Source organism: Nonomuraea purpurea (genome assembly GCF_042650645.1).
Taxonomy (GTDB): domain Bacteria; phylum Actinomycetota; class Actinomycetes; order Streptosporangiales; family Streptosporangiaceae; genus Nonomuraea; species Nonomuraea purpurea.
The window spans coordinates 39,180-60,794 of record NZ_JBHSBI010000050.1 but is presented as its reverse complement, the minus strand read 5'-3'; the positions used below and the strand labels follow the sequence as shown (position 1 = coordinate 60,794).

Annotated in this window: 22 protein-coding genes; 11 read left to right on the top strand and 11 right to left on the bottom strand. The window is 70.7% G+C overall.

The window, feature by feature from the left end:
• The first annotated feature begins 42 nt into the window (after nucleotides 1–42).
• Both ACFOY2_RS52065 and ACFOY2_RS52060 read left to right on the top strand, forming a co-directional pair.
• Nucleotides 43–1,002, top strand: a complete 960-nt coding sequence (locus ACFOY2_RS52065; protein ID WP_379535627.1) for an LLM class F420-dependent oxidoreductase — start codon at nucleotides 43–45, stop codon at nucleotides 1,000–1,002.
• 96 nt (nucleotides 1,003–1,098) lie between these two features.
• Nucleotides 1,099–1,458, top strand: a complete 360-nt coding sequence (locus ACFOY2_RS52060) for a YkvA family protein (RefSeq protein ID WP_379535626.1) — start codon at nucleotides 1,099–1,101, stop codon at nucleotides 1,456–1,458.
• Here ACFOY2_RS52060 and ACFOY2_RS52055 read toward each other — a convergent pair.
• From ACFOY2_RS52055 to ACFOY2_RS52040, 4 genes are all read right to left on the bottom strand, one after another.
• Complete coding sequence (locus tag ACFOY2_RS52055) at nucleotides 1,455–2,651, bottom strand: amidohydrolase family protein (protein WP_379535625.1); 1,197 nt, start codon at nucleotides 2,649–2,651, stop codon at nucleotides 1,455–1,457. The genes ACFOY2_RS52060 and ACFOY2_RS52055 overlap by 4 nt on opposite strands.
• Before the next feature lie 143 nt (nucleotides 2,652–2,794).
• On the bottom strand, nucleotides 2,795–3,538 hold the full coding sequence (locus ACFOY2_RS52050; protein WP_379535624.1) for a tyrosine-protein phosphatase: 744 nt from the start codon (nucleotides 3,536–3,538) through the stop codon (nucleotides 2,795–2,797).
• Nucleotides 3,539–3,548: 10 nt separating this feature from the next.
• The gene (locus ACFOY2_RS52045) at nucleotides 3,549–4,340 is read right to left on the bottom strand and encodes an SURF1 family cytochrome oxidase biogenesis protein (protein ID WP_379535623.1); all 792 of its coding nucleotides are present in this window, start codon (nucleotides 4,338–4,340) and stop codon (nucleotides 3,549–3,551) included.
• Between the two features lie 34 nt (nucleotides 4,341–4,374).
• Nucleotides 4,375–4,848: a winged helix-turn-helix transcriptional regulator gene (locus ACFOY2_RS52040; protein ID WP_379535622.1), complete on the bottom strand. Its 474-nt coding sequence runs from the start codon at nucleotides 4,846–4,848 to the stop codon at nucleotides 4,375–4,377.
• 58 nt (nucleotides 4,849–4,906) lie between these two features.
• Here ACFOY2_RS52040 and ACFOY2_RS52035 point away from each other — a divergent pair, with 58 nt between their 5' ends.
• The 3 genes from ACFOY2_RS52035 (at nucleotide 4,907) to ACFOY2_RS52025 (ending at nucleotide 7,013) form a co-directional block, all read left to right on the top strand.
• Nucleotides 4,907–5,422 (top strand): GNAT family N-acetyltransferase, encoded by a 516-nt coding sequence (locus ACFOY2_RS52035; RefSeq protein WP_379535621.1) that lies wholly within the window; start codon nucleotides 4,907–4,909, stop codon nucleotides 5,420–5,422.
• Nucleotides 5,419–6,012, top strand: a complete 594-nt coding sequence (locus ACFOY2_RS52030; protein ID WP_379535620.1) for a TetR/AcrR family transcriptional regulator — start codon at nucleotides 5,419–5,421, stop codon at nucleotides 6,010–6,012. The genes ACFOY2_RS52035 and ACFOY2_RS52030 overlap by 4 nt, the downstream gene beginning before the upstream one ends.
• Before the next feature lie 80 nt (nucleotides 6,013–6,092).
• On the top strand, nucleotides 6,093–7,013 hold the full coding sequence (locus tag ACFOY2_RS52025; RefSeq protein WP_379535619.1) for an NAD(P)-dependent oxidoreductase: 921 nt from the start codon (nucleotides 6,093–6,095) through the stop codon (nucleotides 7,011–7,013).
• A gap of 4 nt (nucleotides 7,014–7,017) precedes the next feature.
• Here the strand turns inward: ACFOY2_RS52025 and ACFOY2_RS52020 are convergent, their stop codons facing one another.
• Complete coding sequence (locus ACFOY2_RS52020; protein WP_379535618.1) at nucleotides 7,018–7,314, bottom strand: hypothetical protein; 297 nt, start codon at nucleotides 7,312–7,314, stop codon at nucleotides 7,018–7,020.
• 143 nt (nucleotides 7,315–7,457) lie between these two features.
• Between ACFOY2_RS52020 and ACFOY2_RS52015 the strand changes: the two genes are divergently transcribed.
• Nucleotides 7,458–8,858 (top strand): DUF7059 domain-containing protein, encoded by a 1,401-nt coding sequence (locus ACFOY2_RS52015; RefSeq protein WP_379535617.1) that lies wholly within the window; start codon nucleotides 7,458–7,460, stop codon nucleotides 8,856–8,858.
• Between the two features lie 267 nt (nucleotides 8,859–9,125).
• On the opposite strand, the gene ACFOY2_RS52010 is transcribed toward ACFOY2_RS52015, so the two are convergent.
• The 3 genes from ACFOY2_RS52010 to ACFOY2_RS52000 all read right to left on the bottom strand — a co-directional run bounded on the left by ACFOY2_RS52010 (nucleotide 9,126) and on the right by ACFOY2_RS52000 (nucleotide 14,446).
• Nucleotides 9,126–12,116, bottom strand: coding sequence for an AfsR/SARP family transcriptional regulator (locus ACFOY2_RS52010; RefSeq protein ID WP_379535616.1), 2,991 nt, complete (start codon nucleotides 12,114–12,116; stop codon nucleotides 9,126–9,128).
• Nucleotides 12,117–12,373: 257 nt separating this feature from the next.
• Nucleotides 12,374–13,018 carry a GNAT family N-acetyltransferase gene (locus tag ACFOY2_RS52005; RefSeq protein ID WP_379535615.1) on the bottom strand — a complete coding sequence of 215 codons (645 nt, stop codon included), beginning with the start codon at nucleotides 13,016–13,018 and terminating at the stop codon, nucleotides 12,374–12,376.
• A 141-nt stretch (nucleotides 13,019–13,159) separates the two neighbouring features.
• The gene (locus ACFOY2_RS52000) at nucleotides 13,160–14,446 is read right to left on the bottom strand and encodes a pyridoxal phosphate-dependent aminotransferase (RefSeq protein ID WP_379535634.1); all 1,287 of its coding nucleotides are present in this window, start codon (nucleotides 14,444–14,446) and stop codon (nucleotides 13,160–13,162) included.
• Between the two features lie 79 nt (nucleotides 14,447–14,525).
• On the opposite strand from ACFOY2_RS52000, the gene ACFOY2_RS51995 reads away from it, so the two are divergent.
• The 3 genes from ACFOY2_RS51995 (at nucleotide 14,526) to ACFOY2_RS51985 (ending at nucleotide 17,327) form a co-directional block, all read left to right on the top strand.
• A complete protein-coding gene (locus tag ACFOY2_RS51995; RefSeq protein WP_379535614.1) occupies nucleotides 14,526–15,551 on the top strand; it encodes a LysR family transcriptional regulator in 1,026 nt (341 codons plus the stop codon).
• A gap of 92 nt (nucleotides 15,552–15,643) precedes the next feature.
• Nucleotides 15,644–16,336 (top strand): ribonuclease HII, encoded by a 693-nt coding sequence (locus ACFOY2_RS51990; RefSeq protein ID WP_379535613.1) that lies wholly within the window; start codon nucleotides 15,644–15,646, stop codon nucleotides 16,334–16,336.
• 7 nt (nucleotides 16,337–16,343) lie between these two features.
• Entirely contained in the window at nucleotides 16,344–17,327 is a 984-nt protein-coding gene (locus tag ACFOY2_RS51985) for an LLM class flavin-dependent oxidoreductase (RefSeq protein ID WP_379535612.1), read from the top strand.
• Between the two features lie 36 nt (nucleotides 17,328–17,363).
• Here ACFOY2_RS51985 and ACFOY2_RS51980 read toward each other — a convergent pair whose 3' ends face one another.
• Together ACFOY2_RS51980 and ACFOY2_RS51975 are read right to left on the bottom strand one after the other, a co-directional pair.
• The gene (locus ACFOY2_RS51980) at nucleotides 17,364–17,750 is read right to left on the bottom strand and encodes an SCO5389 family protein (RefSeq protein ID WP_379535611.1); all 387 of its coding nucleotides are present in this window, start codon (nucleotides 17,748–17,750) and stop codon (nucleotides 17,364–17,366) included.
• A 150-nt stretch (nucleotides 17,751–17,900) separates the two neighbouring features.
• Entirely contained in the window at nucleotides 17,901–18,830 is a 930-nt protein-coding gene (locus ACFOY2_RS51975; protein ID WP_379535610.1) for an ATP-binding protein, read from the bottom strand.
• A 69-nt stretch (nucleotides 18,831–18,899) separates the two neighbouring features.
• On the opposite strand from ACFOY2_RS51975, the gene ACFOY2_RS51970 reads away from it, so the two are divergent.
• Nucleotides 18,900–19,379: a tetratricopeptide repeat protein gene (locus ACFOY2_RS51970; protein WP_379535609.1), complete on the top strand. Its 480-nt coding sequence runs from the start codon at nucleotides 18,900–18,902 to the stop codon at nucleotides 19,377–19,379.
• Here the strand turns inward: ACFOY2_RS51970 and ACFOY2_RS51965 are convergent.
• Entirely contained in the window at nucleotides 19,376–20,626 is a 1,251-nt protein-coding gene (locus tag ACFOY2_RS51965) for an LCP family protein (protein WP_379535608.1), read from the bottom strand. The genes ACFOY2_RS51970 and ACFOY2_RS51965 overlap by 4 nt on opposite strands.
• A 246-nt stretch (nucleotides 20,627–20,872) precedes the next feature.
• Here ACFOY2_RS51965 and ACFOY2_RS51960 point away from each other — a divergent pair, with 246 nt between their 5' ends.
• Complete coding sequence (locus ACFOY2_RS51960) at nucleotides 20,873–21,601, top strand: class I SAM-dependent methyltransferase (protein WP_379535607.1); 729 nt, start codon at nucleotides 20,873–20,875, stop codon at nucleotides 21,599–21,601.
• Nucleotides 21,602–21,615: the final 14 nt, after the last annotated feature.

The window sequence follows — 21,615 nt, the reverse complement described above, 5'->3', positions numbered from 1 at the left end:
AGGGACTGGGGAGCATACCGAGCGGTTGGTACGGTGGGGCGCATGACCTACAAGTGGGGGATGACGATCCCCTTCTACGACCGCCCGCTGTCGAGGTCGCGGGAGTTGATCGCGCGATTGCCCGAGCTCGGCTACACAGACGCGTGGTCGGCCGAGGTCAACGGCGCCGACGGGTTCACGCCGCTGGCCCTGGCCTCCGAATGGGCGCCGGGGATCAGGCTGGGCAGCGCCATCGTGCCGGTGTCGACGCGCGGCCCCGGACTGCTGGCGATGTCCGCGGCCACGCTGGCCGACCTGGCGCCCGAGCGGTTCGTGCTGGGCATCGGCGCGTCGTCCCCGGCGATCGTCGAGCGGTGGAACGCCGGGCATTTCGACAGACCGTACGCCCGCACCCGCGACACGCTGCGCTTCCTGAAGAAGGCGCTGGCGGGGGAGAAGGTCTCGGAGATGTACGAGACGTTCGCCGTCAAGGGGTTCAAGCTGGAACGGGCCCCCGAGATCCCGCCGAAGATCGTGCTGGCGGCCCTGCGGCCAGGGATGCTCCGCCTGGCCGCCGCGGAGGCCGACGGGGCGATCACGAACTGGCTCTCGCCCGACGACGTCCGGCAGGTGCGCGCCGTGATCGGCCCTGACACCGAGCTGATCGCCCGCCTGTTCGTCTGCGTGAGCGAGGACGCCGAAAAAGCACGCGAACTGGGCAGGCGGCTGCTGGCCGGCTACCTGACGGTCCCGGTGTACGCCGCCTTCCACGACTGGCTCGGCCGCGGCGAGGCGCTGCGCCCCATGCACGAGGCGTGGGCCGCCGGCGACCGGCAGGCGGCGCTCAAGGCCATCCCGGATGAGGTGGTCGACGCGCTGATCGTGCACGGCGACGCGGCCACCTGCCGCGCCAGGATCCGCCAGTACGTGGACAACGGGCTCGACACCCCCGTGCTCGCCCCCATCCCGGGCGGGGACCTGTCCATCGAGCAGGCCGTGCGGGAGCTGGCCCCCCAAGGGTAGGTGGCGGCGCAGCGCGAACGCGCCAGGCCGTGATCGCCAGGAACTCCTCACCCTCAAGTCGCGTTATGTCGTGAGAGTCGAGGGTAAAGGGGGATCATGATGGCTAAGGCAGCACGGGCAGCGGCGGCGTGGCGCACATATCGCGAGGTGACCAAGCCCGGATCACCCGGCCTGATGACCAGGGCGCGGGCCATCCCCCGCATGGTCGGCTCGGTCATGCGCGGCCGCTACCCGGGCCTGGGCAAGGGGAAGCTGGCCCTGATGGGCATGGGGGTCGTCTACATCATCTCGCCCATCGACGCGATCCCCGACTTCCTCACGCTGATCGGCGTCGCCGACGACTTCGGCGTGTTCCTGTCGCTCATGGCCGCGCTGCTCGGCGAGAGCGGACGCTTCGTCGAGCACGAACGGTCGATCATCCAGGGCCGTCTCGAAGGACTCGAAGGCCAGACCTAGATCTCCTCCATCCGCAGCCAGGCGCGTGAGGGCAGCGGGTGGCCGAACAGGCGGGCCGCGTTGCCGTAGGCGACTCTGGCGATGTCGGCGGGCGGGAGCGTGCCGAGGTTGCGCGCCACGGACTTCTGGGTGTCGGGCCAGGTCGAGTCGGCGTGCGGGTAGCCGCTTTCCTGCAGCACGTGGTCGAGGCCGACCGCGAGCCGCACGCCCGACAGCGCGTGGTCGTCGAGCGTGCCGAAGAAGAAGTTGCGGCGCAGCACCTCGCTCGGCTTGAGCCCGCCCTCCCACGACGCCTCGCCGCCCACCGAGTGGTCGAGGGCGTAGTCGGCGCGCTCGGCCAGCATCGGCAGCCAGCCCACGCCGCCCTCGACGATGAGGATGCGCAGCGAGGGGAAGCGCAGCGGCAGCCCGGACCAGAGCCAGTCGGCGCAGGCGAACATGGCGCTGGTCGGCATCAGCGTGGTGATGGCCTCGATGGGGGTGTCGGGCGAGGGCACGGGCGACCAGGAGGAGTCGCCGTTGTGCAGGCAGACGACGGTGCCGGTCTCTTCGCAGGCGGCGAAGAACGGGTCCCAGTGGCCGGAGTGGATCGATGGCAGCCGCAGCCGGGTCGGGAACTCGGGGAAGACGACGGCCTTGAAGCCCCTGGCGGCGTTGGCGCGGATCTCTTTGGCGGCCACGTCGGGGTCGGGCAGCCACGGGAGCTGCAGGCCGATGATCCGCTCGGGGTAGGTGCCGGCCCAGACGTCGATGTGCCAGTCGTTCCAGGCCCGCACCAGGGCCAGGCCGAGTTCTTGGTCGCGGGTCCTGGCGAACGGCATGCCCGACTGCCCGGCCAGCATGCCGGGGAAGCAGAGCGCGGCCCAGATGCCGGCCACGTCCATGTCCTGGATGCGGGCCTCGATGTCGTGGCAGCCGGGGCGCATGTGCTCGAACCTGACGGGATCGAGCGTCCACTGCTCGCGCGGCAGCCCCGCGCCGACGTCGATGCCGGCGCATGGATATGTGGCGCCGCCGTAGCGCCACACCTGGTGACCGGCCTCCGTCTCCACGACCTTGGGCGCGACGTCGTTGTACTTCTCCGGCAACCGGCCTTCGAACAGGTCGGGAGGCTCGATCAGGTGATCGTCGGCGGAGATGATCACGTAGTCGCGCCGCCTCGGGTCAGGGTCGGGGAGCAGCGGCGTAGTCACGCACGTAACCGTACGACGGCGGGATAACGTCGAACAAGCTGCGACGTATCCGTTGGGTATCCGAGACCGGATATGAGCGATTTTTGACCCGGGACCGCCGGGAGGGGGTGGGCGGGCGATCCCGGGAGAGAGAAGCCACCCAACTACCCCTCGGCGTCCGGTTCAGTCAGCAAGTGCTCCCGCAGTTCGTCGATCGTGGCGGGGGTGACTCGCAGGACGTTCGTGACATATCTCTCGATCGAGCCGTGCAGCGCGTTCATGTCGGCGAGGAAGAGGCGCATGGTCTCGGCGGGCGCCAGGCCGAAGCCCGCCCACATGGGCGCGTCGGGATGCCTCTCGCGCCAGTCGGTCATGAAGCGCTCGGTGGCCAGCCCGGTGAGCGCGTAGTCGGCCACGATGTCGTCCTCGGCCACGCCCGCCAGCGACAGGACCATCGCGGCGAGTATCCCGGTGCGGTCCTTGCCCGCGGCGCAGTGGATGACCACGGGGGCGCTGTCGGCCCGCGCGATCGTCTCCAGGGCGGTCCTGAGGTTGCCGATGCCGTCCTCGGTGACTTCGAGGTAGCGGTCGGCCAGGTAGCGGGCGACGCCGGTCTCCTCGCGGTAGACGGAGATGTTCCAGCGGCGGCCCTCGATGGGGAGGTTGCGGTAGTGCTGGCCCTCGGACTCCGGTACGCGCCCCGACTTCTCGACCTCGGACGGGTGCCGCAGGTCGATGACGGTACGCACACGCAGCGCCCGGAAGGTCGTCAGGTCGTCTCCGGCCAGCCAGCCCAGGGAGTCGGCCCGGTAGAGCCGCTGCCACTGGATGGAGCGCCCGTTCTCGGTGGCATATCCACCTATGTCGCGAAAGTTGCAGAGATTGGCGAACTTGATGTGGCGGATCACCCACAACACCCTAAGTGGTGGCGGTCTCGGTCTCCGGGGCCTTGGACGTCTCCGAGGAGCGCCGTTCGGCCACCTCGCGCCGGATCAGCAGGATCCACCCGCCGACGGCGATCCCGATGAACAGCCACCACTGCACCCCGTAGGCCAGGTTGAGGCCGCCTCCTGCGCCCACGTCGGGCGCGGGCACCGGCGCGGGCGCCGCGGCGGGCTTGGGCTGCTGCTCCGTCAGCTCGACGTACCCGCCGACGAGCTTGTACGGCAGCCCCTGACCGATCTTGTCGGAGTTGATCAGCAGGACCTGCCCCGGCGGCAGCCCGGAACGTTCGCGGATGCCGCTGGACTCCTCGCTCTCGCTCAGCCGTAGCCGCCCGGTGACAGTTACCTGCCCGGTGGACGGAGGGGGCACCTCGGGCGGGGAGTCGGCGGTGGCGCCCGCCTTGACCCAGCCCCGGTTCACGATCACCGCCGTGCCCGAGCCGGTGACGAGGGGGGTCAGCACGTAGTAGCCGGGGTGGCCCTCCTGCGGGCGCCTGCGGACGAGCAGGGCGTGGGACGGGTCGTACGTGCCGGAGACCGTGACGCTTTTGAACCGGTCGTCCGCGCGCACCGGCCGCCCGGGGGCCGCCAGCCGATCGAGCGGCACCGCCGCGCTCTCGATGTTGGCCGTGACCCGCTCGCTGTTGGCCGAGCGCTCCTCGAACCGCCCGAACTGCCACTGCCCGAGCAACACGAAGGCGGGGATGACCAGCAGCACCACCACGTGCAGCGTGAGCCATCGAGGCGTCAGCAGGAACCGGTACACGCCTTCAAGGGTAGGCACCGGCAGGGGTGCCCCTTCACCCGCCCAGGGCGCTCCTGAGTTCGGCGCCGGAGCCCGGCACGGGAGTCACCTCGCGCGGGCCGCTCACCCCGTGGCCGTCCGCGCAGCGGAAGTGCTGCTCGATGGGGGCGCCGCAGCCTCGGTGGGTCAGCAGCACGGGCGGTCCTTCGTCGTCGGCCAGGTATTTGTCGCCCCAGTGCATGAGCGCGACCAGCAGGGGATACAGGTCGCGGCCCTTGTCGGTGAGCCGGTATTCGTCGCGCTGCCGCTGCCCGGGCTCGCGGTAGGGCTCCTTGCGCAGCAGGCCCTCGTCGACCAGGCGGGCCAGGCGGGCGCTGAGCACCTGGCGGGGGGCGCCGGTGTTGGCCTGCATGTCGGCGAAGCGCCGCACGCCGCTGAACGCCTCGCGCAGCACCAGGAAGGTCCACTTCTCCCCGACGATGTCCAGGGTGCGCTCGATCGAGCAGTTCACCCGGAAGGGAACGTTCATCTCTGCATTATATCTGAGTTCAATTGACAGACTCAGCCTTGACGGGCACGCTGAGTCTATGCATGGAACTCAGATCCGCCCGGCTCGTCCAGACGACGAGGAACGGATCAGACGCTTCCTTGCGGGGCTCTCACCGCACACGCGGACGCTCCGCTTCTTCACCGGAGTCGGCACGCCGGGCGCCGCTCTGGTACACGCCCTGATCGCGCTGGACGAGCGCCGCGACGCCCTTGTGTCGATCACCGAGCGCGGCGAGATCGTCGCCCACGCCATGAGCTTCCGGGGAAGCTGCGCCGACGTGGAGATCGCCGTCGTCGTGACCGACCGGTGGCAGGGCTTCGGGCTGGGGCCGAGACTGGTCGACGCGTTGCTGCTGCGGGCCTCGGCCAAGGGCGCGAAGACCGTGGGCATGGACGTTCTGGGCGAGAACCGCCGGGTGCTCAGGCTCATCCGCCGGTTGTGGCCGGACGCCGAGATGAAGGTCGCTTCCGGATCGGTCGAGGTGACCGCTACGATCGATCGGGCCGGCCTATTTGCGGAACAACGTTCTGGTGGCACACCATTGACAACGTGAAGAGTGTCAAGAACGGACGCGACGGCCGGACCCGCATCATCGAGGGCGCTCTCCGCCGCTTCAGCCAGGACGGGGTGTCGGCCACCACGCTGGCCAGCCTCCGCGAGGAGAGCGGCGTCAGCGTCGGAAGCTTCTACCACCACTTCGCCAGCAAAGAGCACGTCTTCGGCGTGCTGTACGGCGAGATACTCGACGCCTACCAAGAGGCGTTCCTCGCCGAACTGACGAGCCGCAAGGAGGCCCGCGACGGCATCGAGGCGGTCGTGGCCTTCCACATGCGGTGGGCCGGCGAGCACCCCGAGCGGGCCAGGCTGCTGGTCAGCGAGCGCCCGCCGCGCAAGCACGAGCCGGGCGGCGCCGAGGTGGCCGAGTCGCGGCGTGCCTTCTTCCGCGAGGTCTCCGACTGGTGGCGTCCGCACATGAAGGACGGCCAGCTCCAGCCGGTCCACGCCACCATGTGCTACGTGTTGTGGCTGGGGCCCGCGCAGGAGATGTGCCGGCTGTGGTTCGCGGGCGCGCACACCCCCACCGACGAAGAGATCAAGGGCCTGGGCGAGGCCGCCTGGCAGAGCCTGCGCCAGCGCTCCTGAACGGGGAGCGATGATCCGACCACCAAGCGTGGTGTTATTGTCCACATGTGAGACGACCTCGGGCATTGGTACTGCCTACCTTGCCGGACAGCGCGCTCGCCCGTCTGAGTGAAATCGCCGACCTGGCCGAGGTTTCCGCGCGGCCGAGCCTCGGCTTCACCGATGACCAACTCGCCGACCTGGTCATCGAGACCGGCGCGACCGTCCTCATCACCGACGGAGACCAGGTCCGCACGTCGGTGCTCGGGCTGCCGCTGGACATCGTGGCCATCATGGGCCCGCCCACGAGCGTGGACCTGGCGCTGGCCGCCGAGCGCGGCGTGACCGTCCTGCACGCCGCCGCCCGCGACCCCGAGGCGGTCGCCGAACTGACGCTCGCGCTGATGTTCGCCGTGAGCAGGAACATCGTCGCCGCCGACCGCGAGGTGCGCCGCGGCCGCGTCTACCGCAGCCGGGTGCCGCCGGCGCATCGCCACCGGGGCAGGCGCCTGGCCGGCCGCACGTTCGGCATCGTGGGCCTGGGCCGTGTCGGCCGGGCCATGCGCTGGCGCTGCGAAGGGCTCGGCATGCGGGTGATCGCCAGCGACCCGCTCGTGCCCGAGGCCACGCACACCCTGCCGGCGCTCCTGGCGGAGGCGGACGTCGTGTCCCTGCACGTGCCGCTGACCGAGGAGACCAGGGGGTTGTTCGGCTACGCCGAGTTCCGCGCGATGCGGCCGGGATCGATCTACCTCAACACCTCACGCGGGGGCCTGCACGACCTGAAGGCGCTGGTCGACGCGTTGCGCTGGGGCCAGGTGGGCGGGGCGGGGCTCGACCACTTCGAGGGCGAGTGGCTCGATCCCGCCCATCCCCTGACGGCCCTGCCCAACGTGGTGCTCACCCCCCGCCTCGGCGACGCCACGGGGGAGAGCCATGAGGAGCTGGCAGAGGCGCTGGTGGAGGACATCGCGCGGCTGCTGCGCGGGGAGGAGCCCACGCACGCGCACGCGCACGCCTGACCCCCTACGCCGGCTGCCGCAGCCGGGTCATCACCTGCCAGCACGCCCGGTCGAGCGAGATGTCCAGCCGCAGGTCGCCACGGTGCCTGCGCAGGCCGGGCACCCGCAGCAGGGCGTCGAACCTGCCGGCGTGCGGATAGCCGAACCCCAGCTCACCCGGCAGCACCCGCAGGTCGTCGCGGTTGCCGCAGCGCGGGCACGTCCATGAGACCAGGTCGAGGCCGCGGTTGTAGTCGGAGCAGGCGCTGAAGTATTCGTCGGGTCCGAATCGGGACTCGCAAGCCAAGCAGGGGATCAGCATGGGTCCGCTCCTCGGGACAGAGTGATGCCACACCTAGAGATATCGCGCGAGTCTTGTACAACGCTTGCAGAATGCTTGGACGCTTACGTAACAGTATGACCACTGACCGTATCGGATCTTGCGTGGATGCCCGCGGTGAAAGGATGGGCTCTGTGGAACGACTGCGCCATCACCTTCTGGAGACCGGCTACACCATCGACGGCGTTCGCGAGCGGCTGGGCGGTGTGGCCGCCTCGGCCCTGGCCCGGGAAGAGCTGGTGCCCGCCCTGCGGGCGACCGCCGACGGAGATCCGCTGGCCGCGTTGATCAGGTTGTGGTGGCTCGGCGTCCCCGTCCCGGCGAAGCGGCTCGCGCCGGAGGTCGTCGAGTCGGGGCTGGTCGAGAGGGAGGGCGACCAGGTCAGGGCGACCGTGCACCTGCAGCCGTGGGAGACGGGCGGCTACCTCGTCTCCGACCGCAAGGTGCGTCCCGGCGACCCGGCGCTGCGGCCCGACCACGTGGTGGGCGCCGGCGGCGCGTCGGCCAACCTGGCCCAGCTCGTCACCAGGAGACCGGTCGGGCGCGCGCTCGACCTCGGCACCGGATGCGGCGTCCAGGTGCTGCACCTGGCGGGGCGGGCCGAGCACATCACGGCCACCGACCTCAACGGGCGCGCCCTGGAACTGGCCGAGCTGAGCTGGCGGCTGTCCGGGATCGAGGGGGTCGAGCGCCGCACCGGCTCGATGTTCGAGCCGGTCGAGGACGAGGTGTTCGACCTGATCGTGAGCAACCCGCCGTTCGTCATCGCGCCCGAGCACGGGCTGACCTACCGCGAGGCCGGCGGCGACGGCTTCTGCCGCGACCTGGTCCGCCGCACGCCCCGCCACCTCGCTCCGGACGGCCAGGCCCACTTCCTGGCCAACTGGCTGCACGTCGAGGGCGAGGACTGGCACGAGCGCGTCGGCGGCTGGCTGCGCGAGAGCGGCTGCGACGGCTGGGTGGTCCAGCGCGACGTGCAGGACCCCGCCGAGTACGTCGAGCTGTGGCTCAGGGACGCGGCCGAGCAGGGCACGCCCGGCTACGCCGAGCACTACGACCGCTGGCTGGCCTGGTTCGACGAGCGGAAGGTCGAGGGCGTCGGGTTCGGCTGGATCAGCATGCGCAACTCCGGCACGCTCGACCCGGTCGTCCGCGTCGAGCACCTCGACCACCAGGTCATGCTCCCTGTCGGCGACTACGTCGACTCCGTGCTGGACGCCATCGCCGCCGCGCACCGCACGCAGGGCCTGGAGTCGGCGCTGCTGCGCACGTCCGACGGCCTGCTCGACGAGCGCATCGGCCTGCCGGGCGCGGAGGACCCGATGCGCATCGTGCTGCGGCAGACGCAGGGGCTGCGCCGCAGCAGGGAGGTCGGCACGATCGAGGCCGCGCTGGCCGGCGTGTGCGACGGCGAGCTGGCGCTCGGCCCGCTGCTCAACGTCATCGCCGAGCTGGTCGGAGACGGCGAGATCCCCGACGCCGACGCGGTCAGGCCCCTCATCGCCGAGGGCTACTTCCTGCTTTAATCGGCCGTTGATCCGACGTTGACCCCCCAGGTGCAGGCTCACTGCCAGGACACGGACCTGGGGGGTTCGAGGGCCGTGTCAGGTCCGGCCGGTCGTCTTAGTGAGGCGGCTAGCCGCCGCGCGGAGCATCCGGATGACCGGGCCCCCTAGCGACGCGTGGCGGCGAAGGATGGCCGGCCGGGCTGAACAACCACCGAAACGAAAAGTTCGTTAGGACAGGCCTTGATCAACCATGTGTGGATGACACGTCTGGACGACGAGCTGTACTCAGGACTCGACGACGGAATCGGTGACGGCGACGGTGTCGAGCAGAGCCTTGAGATCGCCCGCCTCCGGAGCGCCGAGCCGCGAGAAGATGTCGAAGGCCTGCCGTAGACAGTCGAGGCTCCCGGTCGTGCTGCCGAGACCGCGCAGCGCCTTGCCGAGGACGGTGAGCGAGAGCGCCTCCCCGTAGGGATGGCCGATCTCCCGCGAGACCACCAGGGCCTGCTCCGCGTGGCGGACGGCGTCCGGATACCGCTCGGCGGCGATGAACGTCTCGGCCAGCCGCGAGCACACCCGCTGCTCCCAGACCCGCTGCTTGCTGGCGCGGAAGAAGGCCAGGCACTCGGCGTGGTGGTGGACGGCCTCGGTCAGCCGGCCGACCCGCGACAGGACGATGCCGAGGTGGTAGCGGGCACGGGCGGTGCCGGCGCCGCTGCCGATCTCGGTGAAGATGGCCAGGCCCTTCTCCGCGGCGGCGATCGCGTCCTCGGGACGGTTCAGGCCCAGGTGGTCGCGGGCGGAGTAGCTCAGGACCAGGGCCTCGCCGGCCGGCACGCCGTTCTCGCGGTAGAAGCGCATCGCCGCCTCGAACAGGGACAGGGCCTCGGTGTGGCGGCGCTGCCTGCCGACGACGACGGCCAGGGCGTTCAGCACCTCGCCCGTGACGATCTTCTCGCCTCGGGCCGTGGACAGCTCGTGCACGATCCTGAACTGCTCCTCGGCCTCCTTCAGCCGGTTGCCGGCGAACAGCACCCGGCCGAGCACGTAACGCGCCCGCAGCTCGCCGGCCTGGTCGGTGAGGGTTTGCGCGGCGGCGAGCACGGCGCGGGTGCTCTGGTCGAACTCGCGTGTGTGCGTGCCGGACTCCAGCAGCGGCTCCATCGCCACCAGCAGGTCGCCCGCGGGCAGGAGCTGCTCGCCGGCGCGGGCGGCCGCGGCGGCCTGGTTGATGGTGGCGAACAGCGAGTCGCCTTCGGCGATCAGCCAGGCCACGGCCTCGTCGACGGTGGTGAACGCCCGGCCGCTGCCGACCACCACGAGGTTGGCCGGGATCATGCTGCCCTCGTAGGCCAGCATGTGGGCGGACTGGGCCGAGGCCAGGTAGAAGCCGAGCAGCCGGCGCAGCGCCAGCGTCCTGGCCTGGGGGCGCTCGGTCTTGTCGAGCTCGCGCCGGGCGAACAGCCTGAGCAGGTCGTGGAAGCGGTAGCGGCCGGGCGCGGGCGCCTCCAGCAGGCTGGCGTCCACCAGCGACTCCAGCACTTCCTCTGCCTCGAACGTGCTCATCGACAACACCGCGGCCGCGGCGCCGGAGGAGATGTCGGGGCCGTTGGGCAGCGAAAGCAGCCGGAACGCGCGGGCCTGGGCGGCTTCGAGCTGGCCGTACCCGAGCGCGAACGTGGCCTCGACGGCCAGGTTGCCCACGCGCAGCTCGTCGAGGCGGCGTTGCTCGTCGGCCAGCCTGGGCACCAGCGAGGCGACCGTCCATGAGGGGCGCGCGGCGAGCCTGGCCGCCACGATCCTGACCGCCAGCGGCAGGAACCCGCACGCGGCCACCACGTCCATGGCCGCGCCGTGCTCGGCCGAGACGCGCTCGGCCCCGGCCACCGTGGAGAACAGCGACAGGGCCTCGTCGGGCTCCATGACGTCGAGGTCGATCAGCTTGGCCGAGGGCAGGTCGGCCAGCTTGACCCGGCTGGTCACGATGGCCGCGCAGCCGGGCGAGCCCGGCAGCAGCGGGCTGACCTGCTCGGCGTCGCGGGCGTTGTCGAGAAGCACGAGGATGCGGCGCTCGGCCAGGATGGACCGGTAGAGCGCGGAACGTTCCGCCAACCCCTCGGGAATGACGTCAGGCGGGATGCCGAGCGCGCGCAGGAACCCGCCGAGCGCCGACTCGGGCGCGGTCGCCTCGTCGCTGTAGCCGCGCAGGTCGGCGTAGAGCTGGCCGTCGGGGAAGACCTCGTCGACGAGGTGGGCCACGTGCACGGCCAGCGCGGTCTTGCCGACGCCGCCGATGCCGGAGATGGCGGCCACCAGGACACCCTCGGATGACGACTGGGCCGACAGCAGCGTGCGCAGGCGTCCGGACACCTCCTTGCGGCCGGTGAAGTCGCCGGCGGCGGCCGGGAGCTGCGCCGGGCGCGGCAGCTCCCGCGCGGGCTGCTGCGGGGGCTCCTCCTCGTCGGGCTCGTCGGCGGGCGCCTCGCCGGCGGCCAGTGTGGGGTCGGCGGCCAGGATGCGCTGGTGCAGCGCGGTCAGCTCGGGGCCGGGCTCGATGCCGAGCTCGTCGATGAGCGCCTCGCGGGTCTCGGTGAAGACGTTGAGCGCGTCGCCCTGACGGCCGCACCTGTACAGGGCGAGCATGAGCTGGGCGCGCAGCCGTTCGCGCAGGGGGTGGTCGGCGGTCAGCGCGACGAGCTCGGAGACGACCTTGGCGTGGTTGCCCAGCTCAAGGTCCACGTCCATGAGGGTCTCGACGACGCTGATGCGCCGCTCGATGAGGCGGTCGCGCTGGTGCTCGGCGTAGGGCCCGACGGTGCCGGCCAGCGGCTCGCCCTCGAACAGCGACAGCGCGCCCCGCAGGGCCCTGGCGGACTCGGCCAGCCGGCCCGCCTTGCGCGCGGACTCGGCCCCGTTGATGCCGCGCTCGAAGCGGCCCAGGTCGAGGGAGTCTTCCGGGAGGCGCAGGGCGTAGCCCCGGCCGATGGAGGTCAGCAGCTCCGGGCGGGAGCGCGCGGGCCGGTCCGGCTCCAGCACCGTGCGGAGCCTGGAGACGTAGGTGCGCAGCGCGCCCAGGGCACGCGGCGGCGCTTCCTCGCCCCAGACCGCGTCGATCATCTCGTTGGGGGTGACCGCGTGGCCCTCACGCAGGAGCAGCATGCCGAGAATGGAACGCTGCAGAGGGGTGCCCAGGTCCAGCTCCTGGCCATCACGCCACGCGCGGACAGGACCGAGCACGGCGAACCGCAGTCCGCCTTCGACGCTCTGACCAGCCATGCCGTCTGTCTCCAAGCCAATGGAACGATTTGTTACCAAATAATAGATCTGCGGTTGCTCATCACCTAGATGCGGGCTGATCGTTAACTGACTCGTTGATCCGCCTTTAATCGAGTGTTGAGCGCGCCCCTGGATGCTGAAGGTCCGGCTAGGCATGACTCATCACGCGGGGGCGTGTCATGTAGAGCGCGTGTAGACAGGAAAAAATACAGGCCCCGCCCAACTTTCTGGGCGGGGCCATTCGGGTGGACGGGTTCTCAGGCTGCCTCGACCAGTCCGAGCCTCATGACCAGGCGTTCCCGCACGGCCGGCCATTCGGAGTTCAGGATCGAGTAGAACGCGGTATCTCGGACCGTGTTGTCGGCGCCTCGGCTATCCGCTCGCCGCACCCCGTCGAAGGTTGCGCCGAGGGCCTCGATGGCGGCCCGGGATCTGGTGTTGCGTACGTCTGCCTTCAGGGTGATGCGGTGGACGTTCCACGTCTCGAAGGCGTGCGAGAGCATCAGGAACTTGCTCTCCCGGTTGACACCCGTGCCCTGGGCGCCTGCGCCCAGCCAGGTGTAACCGATGTCGGCCACGGACGGAGTCTCGCCCACCGCGCCACGTGTACCCGGAGGCCAGGGCATGGGGCCCTGCCAGTACTCCAGGTGCATGAGACGGGTGGCACCGACCACGCGGTCGGTGTTCAGCCACCGGATGGCGAAGGGCATAGTGCGGCCCTCCGCCTGCTCAGCCATGGCGGCCTCCACGTAGGAGACAACCTCGTCCCGGCCATTCGGGACGCGAGTGAAGCCATAGGTGGAGCGGTCTTCACTCGCCGCGGCGGTCAGGTCATCGACCGCCGCGAGGCTGAGAGGTTCCAGGCGCACGGAGCGCCCGGACAGGGTGACAAGAGCGGGCATGTGCACATGATGGAGGGAACGGACCGCGCTCGTAACCATGCTGTTAGGAAGATCTTTTATGGGTTTCGGCGAACAGGGTGTTTTCGCAGGTCAGATGCCCCTTTTGGGGGTCGTTGCACTGGCCCTTGGGAAAAGATTCGCCTAACCGTGACATGGTGCTGGGATGCGCGCGGGACGGCGTTCACGTGCCGTGTCGTGGGGCACCAAGGACAGCCCCTTCAATCCCATCGACAGGTAGTCCAGATTGGCCGCGATCCAAGGAAGCCGCAGGGGGTCGGGGCTGCTCAGAGCGGTCAGCCGCTCTTCGGTGGTCTCGCCGTAGAGCAGGCTCACCGCCACGCGCACGCGCGCCGCCGCCGGGTCGTCGCCGAAGGCGTGCCCGGGCAGGACGCCGATGCCGTGCTCCTCCAGCAGGAGTTTGGTGATCTCGGCGGCGCCTCCGCGCCGCAGGTGGCTCAGGTCGGGGTAGAGGTAGAAGCCGCCCTGCGGAGGCGACACCTGGGCGCCGGCCTCCACGAACCGGTCATAGACCGCTCCCGCCACCAAGCTGTGCAGGCGGCGGCTGCTGACGATGCGTGCGAGCAGTTCGCCCGGCTCTCCGAAGGCGTAGGCCGCGGCCTCCTGCACCGGCGCCGCGGGGGCCGACCAGATCTCGCTGGCCACCGCGAGCAGCCGCCTGAGCAGCGTGTGGCCGCCCTCGGGCAGCCTGGCCACGCCGATCCGCCAGCCACCGAGTGCCAGGTTCTTGCTCAGCCCGGTCGTGACGATCGTGCGCTCGGGCGCGAGGTCGGCCGGCGAGGTGTAGGGCAGGGCAGGGTCGTGCATCAGGTCGCGGTAGATCTCGTCCGAGATGATCATCAGGTCGAGTTCGCGGGCGACCTGCACCAGCCGGCTGATGGTCGCCGGCGTGGCGAGCCTGCCGCTGGGGTTGTCGGGCAGCGTCACGAGCACCGAGCGCACGGTCCTGCCCGCGGCCCTGGCCATGCGCACCTGCGCGGCCACGAGGTCGGGGTCGGGCGCGCCGCCCTCTCCTGGCGGTGCGGGCACCAGGATGGGACGGGAGCCGACCAGGTCGGCCTGGGCCGCGTAGCTGACCCAGCTCGGCATGGGCAGGACGACGTCTCCGCCGATCGCCAGGAGCAGCCCGTACAGCAGGGACTTGCTGCCGGGGCCGCAGACGACGAGTTCGGGGTCGGTGGCGAGTCCTCGTCGTGTCCAGTAGCCGGCGGCCGCGCTCCGCAACGCGGAGGTCCCCGCGACCGGTCCGTAGCCGTTGCGTTCCGACGCGGCCGCGAGCTTGTCGCGCAGTGCCGGGTGGACGGGCAACCCTGCCTCGCCGAAGGCCAGATTCAGCACGCGTTCCCCGGCGAGCCGTCTTCGTTCGATGTCCTCGTTCGCCGCCAGGGTGGCTGACAGGGTGATGGTCATGTTTGTCACGTTCCCAGGGTGGTTGGATGAAGGCATCAGCACAAGCGAGGCTTTTTGTGGGTAGGCATAAGGAAGACTGATGCTTGATTTGCGGCGTTTGGTGGTGATCTGCGAGTTCGCTCGTCGAGGCAGCATCGTGGCGACGGCAGAGTCACTCGGTTACAGTCCGTCGGCGGTATCGCAACAACTGGTCGCGCTCGAACGCGAAACCGGCACGGCTCTCATCGACAGGACCGCGCGCAGCGCCGAGCTGACCGACGCGGGGCGCCGGCTGGTCGCGCACGCCGAACGCATCCTGTCGATGGTCGAGGAGGCCGAGTCCGACCTGTCCGCGCAGGCGGGCACCCCGTCGGGCCGGGTCGTGGTCACCGCGTTCCCGACGGCGGCGGTGGCGTTCGCGCCGGCACTGGCGCGCTCGCTGCGCCGTCACACCGAGCTGACCCTCAGACTCGGGCAGAGCAGGTCGGGCCGGGGCATGCGCGAGGTGCAGTCGGGGGAGGTGGACATCGCGCTCGTGGACGACTGGTACGGGCGGGTGCGCGACAGCGAGAACCTGCGGGTCTTCACGCTGCTGCGCGACCCCCTGGTGCTGGTCGTGCCGCGCAAACACCGGCTCGCCGACCCCGACGTGCCGGTGGACCTGCGCGAACTGCGCGACGAGCCGTGGATGGCGACGCCCGACGGCGAGCCGTCGCGGCTGGCGATGGACCGGCTGCTGGTGGACGTGGGCGGCACCAAGCCGACGCCCTGGGAGTTCGAGGGGCTGGGGACGATCCTGTCGCTCGTGGCCAAGGGCATCGGCATCGCGGCCGTCCCGGCGCTGGCGCTGGCGGCCGGGGTGCGCGGGCTGGCCGTGCGCCAGTTCCCCGGCAACCCGGTGGGGCGCGACGTGCACGCCGTCGCCCGAGGCTCCAGCGTGAACCGGCCGGCCGTTTCGGTGACGCTGCGGGCCATCCACGTGGCCGCCCGCTACATCGCCGCCGACCTCGATCCGGTACGCCCGGCCGAGCGGCCCAGCGACGACGAGGGCGACGCCGACGATCAGACCGGCGACCGGCGCGACAGGTCGGCCCGCGGCGCGATGGGCCGCGCGTTCGGCGAATGACCGCGCGCTGGTCTGCGGCGTGGTGGGCCGCCGGTCAGCGCGCGGCGTGATACGCCGAGGCGTTCGGCGAATGAGCGCCGGGTCTGGGGCGAATGGCGATAGCGTCTGCGTCCATGGCGCCGACGTACGAGATCGAGCAGCTCCTGCTCTCCCAGCCCAGCATCCGCACGGTCGCGGGCGTCGACGAGGTGGGCCGAGGCGCCTGGGCGGGGCCCGTGACGGTCTGCGCCGTCGTCACCGACCTGTCGGAGCCGCCATCAGGGCTGACCGACTCCAAGCAGCTCTCCGCCGCCAAACGCGAGTCGGTGGCGGACGAACTGGCCGGTTGGGCGGCCGGCGTCGGCTACGGCGAGGCCACCCACACCGAGATCGACGCGCTGGGCATGACCGAGGCGCTGCGCAGGGCCGCCCGCCGCGCGCTCGAAGCGCTTCCCGTGCGCCCCGACGCGGTGATCCTCGACGGCAAGCACGACTACATCGGCCCGCCGTGGCCGGTGCGCCTGGAGGTCAAGGGCGACGGCGCGAGCATCTCGGTCGCTGCCGCGTCCGTCCTGGCCAAGGTCAGGCGCGATGCCTACATGGGGACGATCGGCTGCGCGGAGTACGCCTTCGCCGAGAACGCCGGCTACCCCTCGCCCGTCCACCAGGAGGCCCTGGCCCGGCTGGGGCCCACGCCCCACCACCGGCTCTCGTGGTCCTACCTCGATGACCTGCCGCGGTGGCGCCACCTCAAGCAGCACCGCGATCCGCTGGTGGGCGAGGGGCAGGCCGCCCTGTTCGGCTAGGGACGTCATGCGCATCGGAATCTTCCTGATCGTGGCGCAGTTCCCCGGCCAGGACCCCGGGCGGCTGCTGGCCGAGGCCGTCGAACTGATCGTGGCGGCCGAGCGGGCGGGCTTCGACGACGCGTGGATCGCCGAGCACCACTTCATGTCCTACGGCGTCTGCCCGTCCGCCATCACCCTGGCGGCCGTCGCCGCGGGCAGGACCACGCGGATCGGGCTCGGCACGGCCGTGAGCGTGCTGTCCACCCACCATCCCGTCGCGCTGGCCGAGCAGGCCGCCATGCTCCACCACCTGTCGGGCGGGCGGTTCACGCTGGGGGTCGGCAGAGGCGGGCCGTGGGTGGACCTGGAGGTGTTCGGGACCGGGGCCGACCGGTTCGAACGCGGCTTCGGGGAGTCGCTCGACCTGCTGCTGACCGCCCTGTCGGCCGACCGGGTGGCCGCCGACGGCGAGTTCTTCCGTTTCAGGGAGGTACGGATGGTGCCGGCCGCCCGGATGCGGCCCGTGATCGCCTGCACCTCGGAGTCGAGCGTGGGGCTGGCGGCGGAGCGCGGGCTGCCGATGCTGCTCGGCATGCACATCGGCGACGCCGACAAGGCCGCCCTCGTCGCCGACTACGCGGCGCGCGGCGGGCCGGGGGACGCCGGGCACGTGGCGGCGGGGATCGGGTACGTGGCCGACTCGACGGCCGAGGCGGCGCGGGAGCTCAAGGAGTCGTTGCCCGCGTGGCTGGGGCCGGGGCTGGCGGGCTACGTGCCGGTGGACGACCGGGCGCGGCCGTCGCGCAGCATCCCTTCGTACGTGGACCTGCTGACGCGGATCCATCCGGTGGGGTCGCCCGAGCACTGCGCGCGGACGCTCTCACGCACCGCGGAACGCACCGGGATCGGGCACTTCATCCTGATGGTCGAAGGGCTGGGCGAGCACCGGCGGACCCTGGAGAACATCCGGCGGTTCGGGGCCGAAGTGCTGCCGCTGCTGCGCGGATGACCAGGCGGGCCGGGGCCGGCCCGCCTGGCGCGGGGTTCAGCAGTCCACCAGCTCCGGTTTCTGGTTGAGGATCTGGGCGCGCGGGGTGACGAAGTCAGCCAGCGCCTTCGAGGCCGTCGGGTCGAAGACGGCGACCCGGTGGCAGTTCTGGAAGGCCAGCCGCACACCGAAGTGACGCTCAAGCGCGCCGCGCATGGAGTCGCTCGCCAGGCAGCGCAGGAGCTGACCGCGGGCCTCTTCCGACGGCGGCGGCACCTGGTTGTCGGCGAACTCGGCCCCGGTGTGCTCACGCTCCTTGACCAGCTCGCTGATCAGTGACCACGCGTAGGGGAGTGAGTCGCGCACGCACGCGATGAAGGCGGCGTCGTCCACCTCACCCGCCCTGGCCTGGTCGAGCAGATCGTTCGGAACGGTCAGCGACATGCTGTCTCCTTTCGAATGGGGGGTCGAACCTGACGCTAGGTGGGAAATGCGGTGACGCTCCAGATACCGGGCGGCGACACTTCCTTGGTCATGCGGCCTCCTTCGTCGGCCTCATGATTCCTTGCTTACTGATGACCTCGACAAGCTCGGTCAAGGGCCATAGACGAACTCGGGGTCGATCTGGGCGGACAGGTCGACGCCGGTGCGCTTGTCGCCCCACGCGCGGGCGTTGCGCAGGTGGAACTCGGCGGTCTGGCGGCCAAAACGCTCCCAGTCCTTCTCCTGCTCGTCGACGGTCTTGCGGAGCACGGTCAGGGCGTCGGCGTTGGCCGGCTCCAGGGCGTCGAGCGTGAAGTGGAGGCCCTGCTCCATGGCGCGGACGGCCGCGGAGTGCTCCATCCAGGTGAGCAGGTCGTCACCCACGTGCTCGCGCAGGAAGTCGACGTCGGACGGGCCGTGGACCTTGTTGCCGACCACGGCGAGCGCGACGTCGTACTTGGCCGCATACTCGCGGTACTGCCGGTAGACGCTCACGCCCTGCCTGGTCGGCTCGGCGACGAGGAAGGTCAGGTCGAAGCGGGTGAACAGGCCGGAGGCGAAGGAGTCGGCCCCGGCCGTCATGTCGACCACGACGTACTCGCCGTGGCCGTCGATCAGGTGGTTGAGCAGCAGTTCCACCGCGCCGACCTTGGAGTGGTAGCAGGCCACGCCCAGGTCGTCCTCGCTGAACGGGCCGGTCGCCAGCAGGTGTACGCCGTCGGGCGTGGTCAGGCTCCACGGGTCGGCGGCCAGGTCGTCGACGCTCAGCAGCCTGGAGCCGCGGCCCGGCGGGGTCGTCTTGACCATGACGTCGGCGGAGGGGATGCGCGGGTTGGTGCCGCGCAGCCGGTCTTTGATCTTGGTGAGGTGGGCGCCGAGCGGCTCGGGCTGGCGGTCGAGGCCGAGCACGAGAGCCAGGTGCTGGTTGATGTCGGCGTCCATGGCGACCACCTGGCCGCCCTGGTTCGCCACGTGCCTGGCGAACAGCGCCGAGACCGTCGTCTTGCCGCTTCCGCCCTTTCCGACGAACGCCACTCTCACTGCGGACCCCCCGGTGAGTATGAAAATCGTTTCCATCTGGGACGGCCACCATCATGCCACACTCGGCGCATGCGTAATGACGAATTGGCGCACGCCGTGCGGCTGCGTGAAGAGGGCGATCGGGAAGAGGCCAGGAAACTGCTCGTGGACCTGGCGCGGCGGCATCCCGACGACGCCGAGGTGGCCTACCAGACGGGCTGGGTGCACGACGCGCTCGGGCTGGAGGCCGAGGCGGCGCCCCACTACGAACGGGCGCTGGCCGGTCGGGGGCTGGGCGCCGACGACCGGTTAGGGGCCTACACCAAGCTGGGCAGCACGTTCCGGGTGCTCGGGCGTTACGACGAGGCGCTGGAGACCCTCGCCAAGGGGCTGGCGGAGTTCCCCGGGGACGCGGGGCTGCGCACGTTCACGGCGATGGCCCTGTACAACGCCGGGCGCTCGCAGGAGGCGGTGTCGACGCTGCTCAAGGTGGTCGCCGAGTCCGACAAGGCCGGGGGCTACCGGCGGGCCATCGAGTACTACGCCGACCACCTCGACGAGAAGGTCTAGTGGCAGGTCGCGTCGAGGGCGACGGGGTCGTCCTGGCTCGCCGTGGGTGACGGCGAGTGTGCCGCCGGCCTGGCCGTCCGGTTCTCCTCAAGGGCCTCGGAGACCTTGCGGCGGATCAGGTACCAGTCGGGGGCGGCGGTGTTGATCAGCGGCGGCACGAAGCTGAGGCTGCGGATCCTGGCGTCCTTGACCTTCTGCGACAGGTCCACGACGGCCGGCAGCAGGTCCTGCGGGATGTCGGTGGAGATGGCCCGCTTCGTGGCCGCGGCCAGGCTCTCGAAGCTGTTGAGTACGGTCATCGGGTCGGCCTGCTTGGCGACGGCGTTCAACAGGCACTTCTGACGGCCCATGCGGACGTAGTCGTCGCTGTCGGTACGGGAGCGGCCGTACCACAGGGCCTCCTCGCCGGACAGCTTGCGGGTGCCGGCGGGGAGCAGGCCCTCGCGGGAGCGGCCGTACACGATGGGCTCCTTGACGGTGACCCGCACGCCGCCCATGGCGTCGATGATCTCCGCGAAGCCCTTCATGTCCACCATGGCGTAGTAGTTGACGGGGATGCCGAGGATGTCGCCGATCGTCTGCTTGATCAGGGCCGGGCCGCGCTTGCCGGTCTCGACGCCCGGGACCACCTCGGGGTGGTCCTCGGCGTACTGGAAGACCTCGTTGAGCAGGCCGGGGGTGTCGGGGCCCTCCCCGGTGAAGCCCCAGGGGAAGTGGTCCCTGGCGGGGCCCGCGGGGAACTGGACCTGCTCGAGGTTGCGCGGCAGGCCGAACAGGGTGGTCGCGCCGGTGTCGGTGTCCACGCTGGCCACAGTCATGCTGTCGGTGCGGACGCCGGGCCTGCTGGGCGCCGAGTCGCCGCCGATCAGCAGGAAGCTGACGCGCGTGGCGCCGTTCCAGGGGTCCTGGGCCATGATGGGCGCGTTGCCGGCCGAGGAGAACAGGGTGTTGACGACGTCGCGCGAGAGGTAGGCGAGCCTGGCGGCGTAGGCGGTGGGCGCCAGGACGAGGGCGCAGAGGGAGATCGTCAGCGACGTGGTCAGGACGCGGCCGACCACGTCGGAGCGCGGCGGGCGTACCAGGACGAAGGACCAGACGATCACGGCGGTCCAGGCGATCGCGATCACCGCCAGGCCGACGGTGAGCCCGGTCAGCCAGCGGGGCTGGACCGCGAGCGAGAGCAGTTTGGTGGTGAACGCGGTGAGCACAGTGAGCACACCCACGAGCATCAAGACATAGGCGGACATGAGCGCCAGGCCAGTCTTCTGACGGCCGGCGGCCAGGTGCGCGATCCCCCACAACAAGGCCGAGCCGAGCGTAAGCGCGATGCTCGTGCCCAGGCGAAATCGCCGCTCTTTGCCTATCATGCCTGGTCAAACCCCCATTGCGTGCCCATCTCAGCCACCTTAGTAATGCCTTGTGCGTGATTGACGGTGCAAAGGGAAGGGGTCACTCAATTCCCGGTCAAGACCATCTTGAGATATAACGTGAGTGTGAGCAAGCGACACGGTAGATACGGATTTGATGCCCCTTGGGCGCTCACCGGATTGGTGTTAGGGGCGATCCCGTTGCTGGCGCTGGCGGCGGCGTCCTTCGCCTCCGACATCCTGGCGGCGGGGATCGCGTTCCTGTTCGGCGGGCTCTACACGCTGACCAGCGCGGCCAGTTACCTCTACACGACGCGACGCGGCAAGTTCGCCGTCTGGACCGAGGAGTTCCAGCGGCTTGAGGGCGACGAGCGGCTGCTCGACCTCGGCTGCGGGCGCGGGGCGGTGCTCATGCTGGCCGCCAGGCGGCTGGAGAACGGCCGGGCGACCGGCATCGACCTGTGGCGCTCCAAGGACCAGTCGGGCAACGCGGAGCCGGCCGCCAGGGCCAACGCCGAGGCCGAAGGCGTCTCCGACCGGGTCGAGCTGGTCACGGGCGACCTTCGCGAGCTGCCGTTCGACGACGGCGCGTACGACGTCGTCGTGTCGAGCCAGGCCATCCACAACATCCCCGACGAGAAGGGGCGTACGCAGGCCGTGCGCGAGGCGCACCGGGTGCTGCGGCCCGGCGGGCTCATGCTGATCGCCGACTTCCAGCACACGTCCGCCTATGAGACGACGCTGCGCGAACTCGGCGTCGTGGACGTCCGGCTCCGCGACGCCGGCTGGCGCTTCTGGTACGGCGGCCCCTGGTTCAGGACGGGAATCATCGAGGCAAGGAAGCCCTCCGCGTAGTCATGACACCCTGG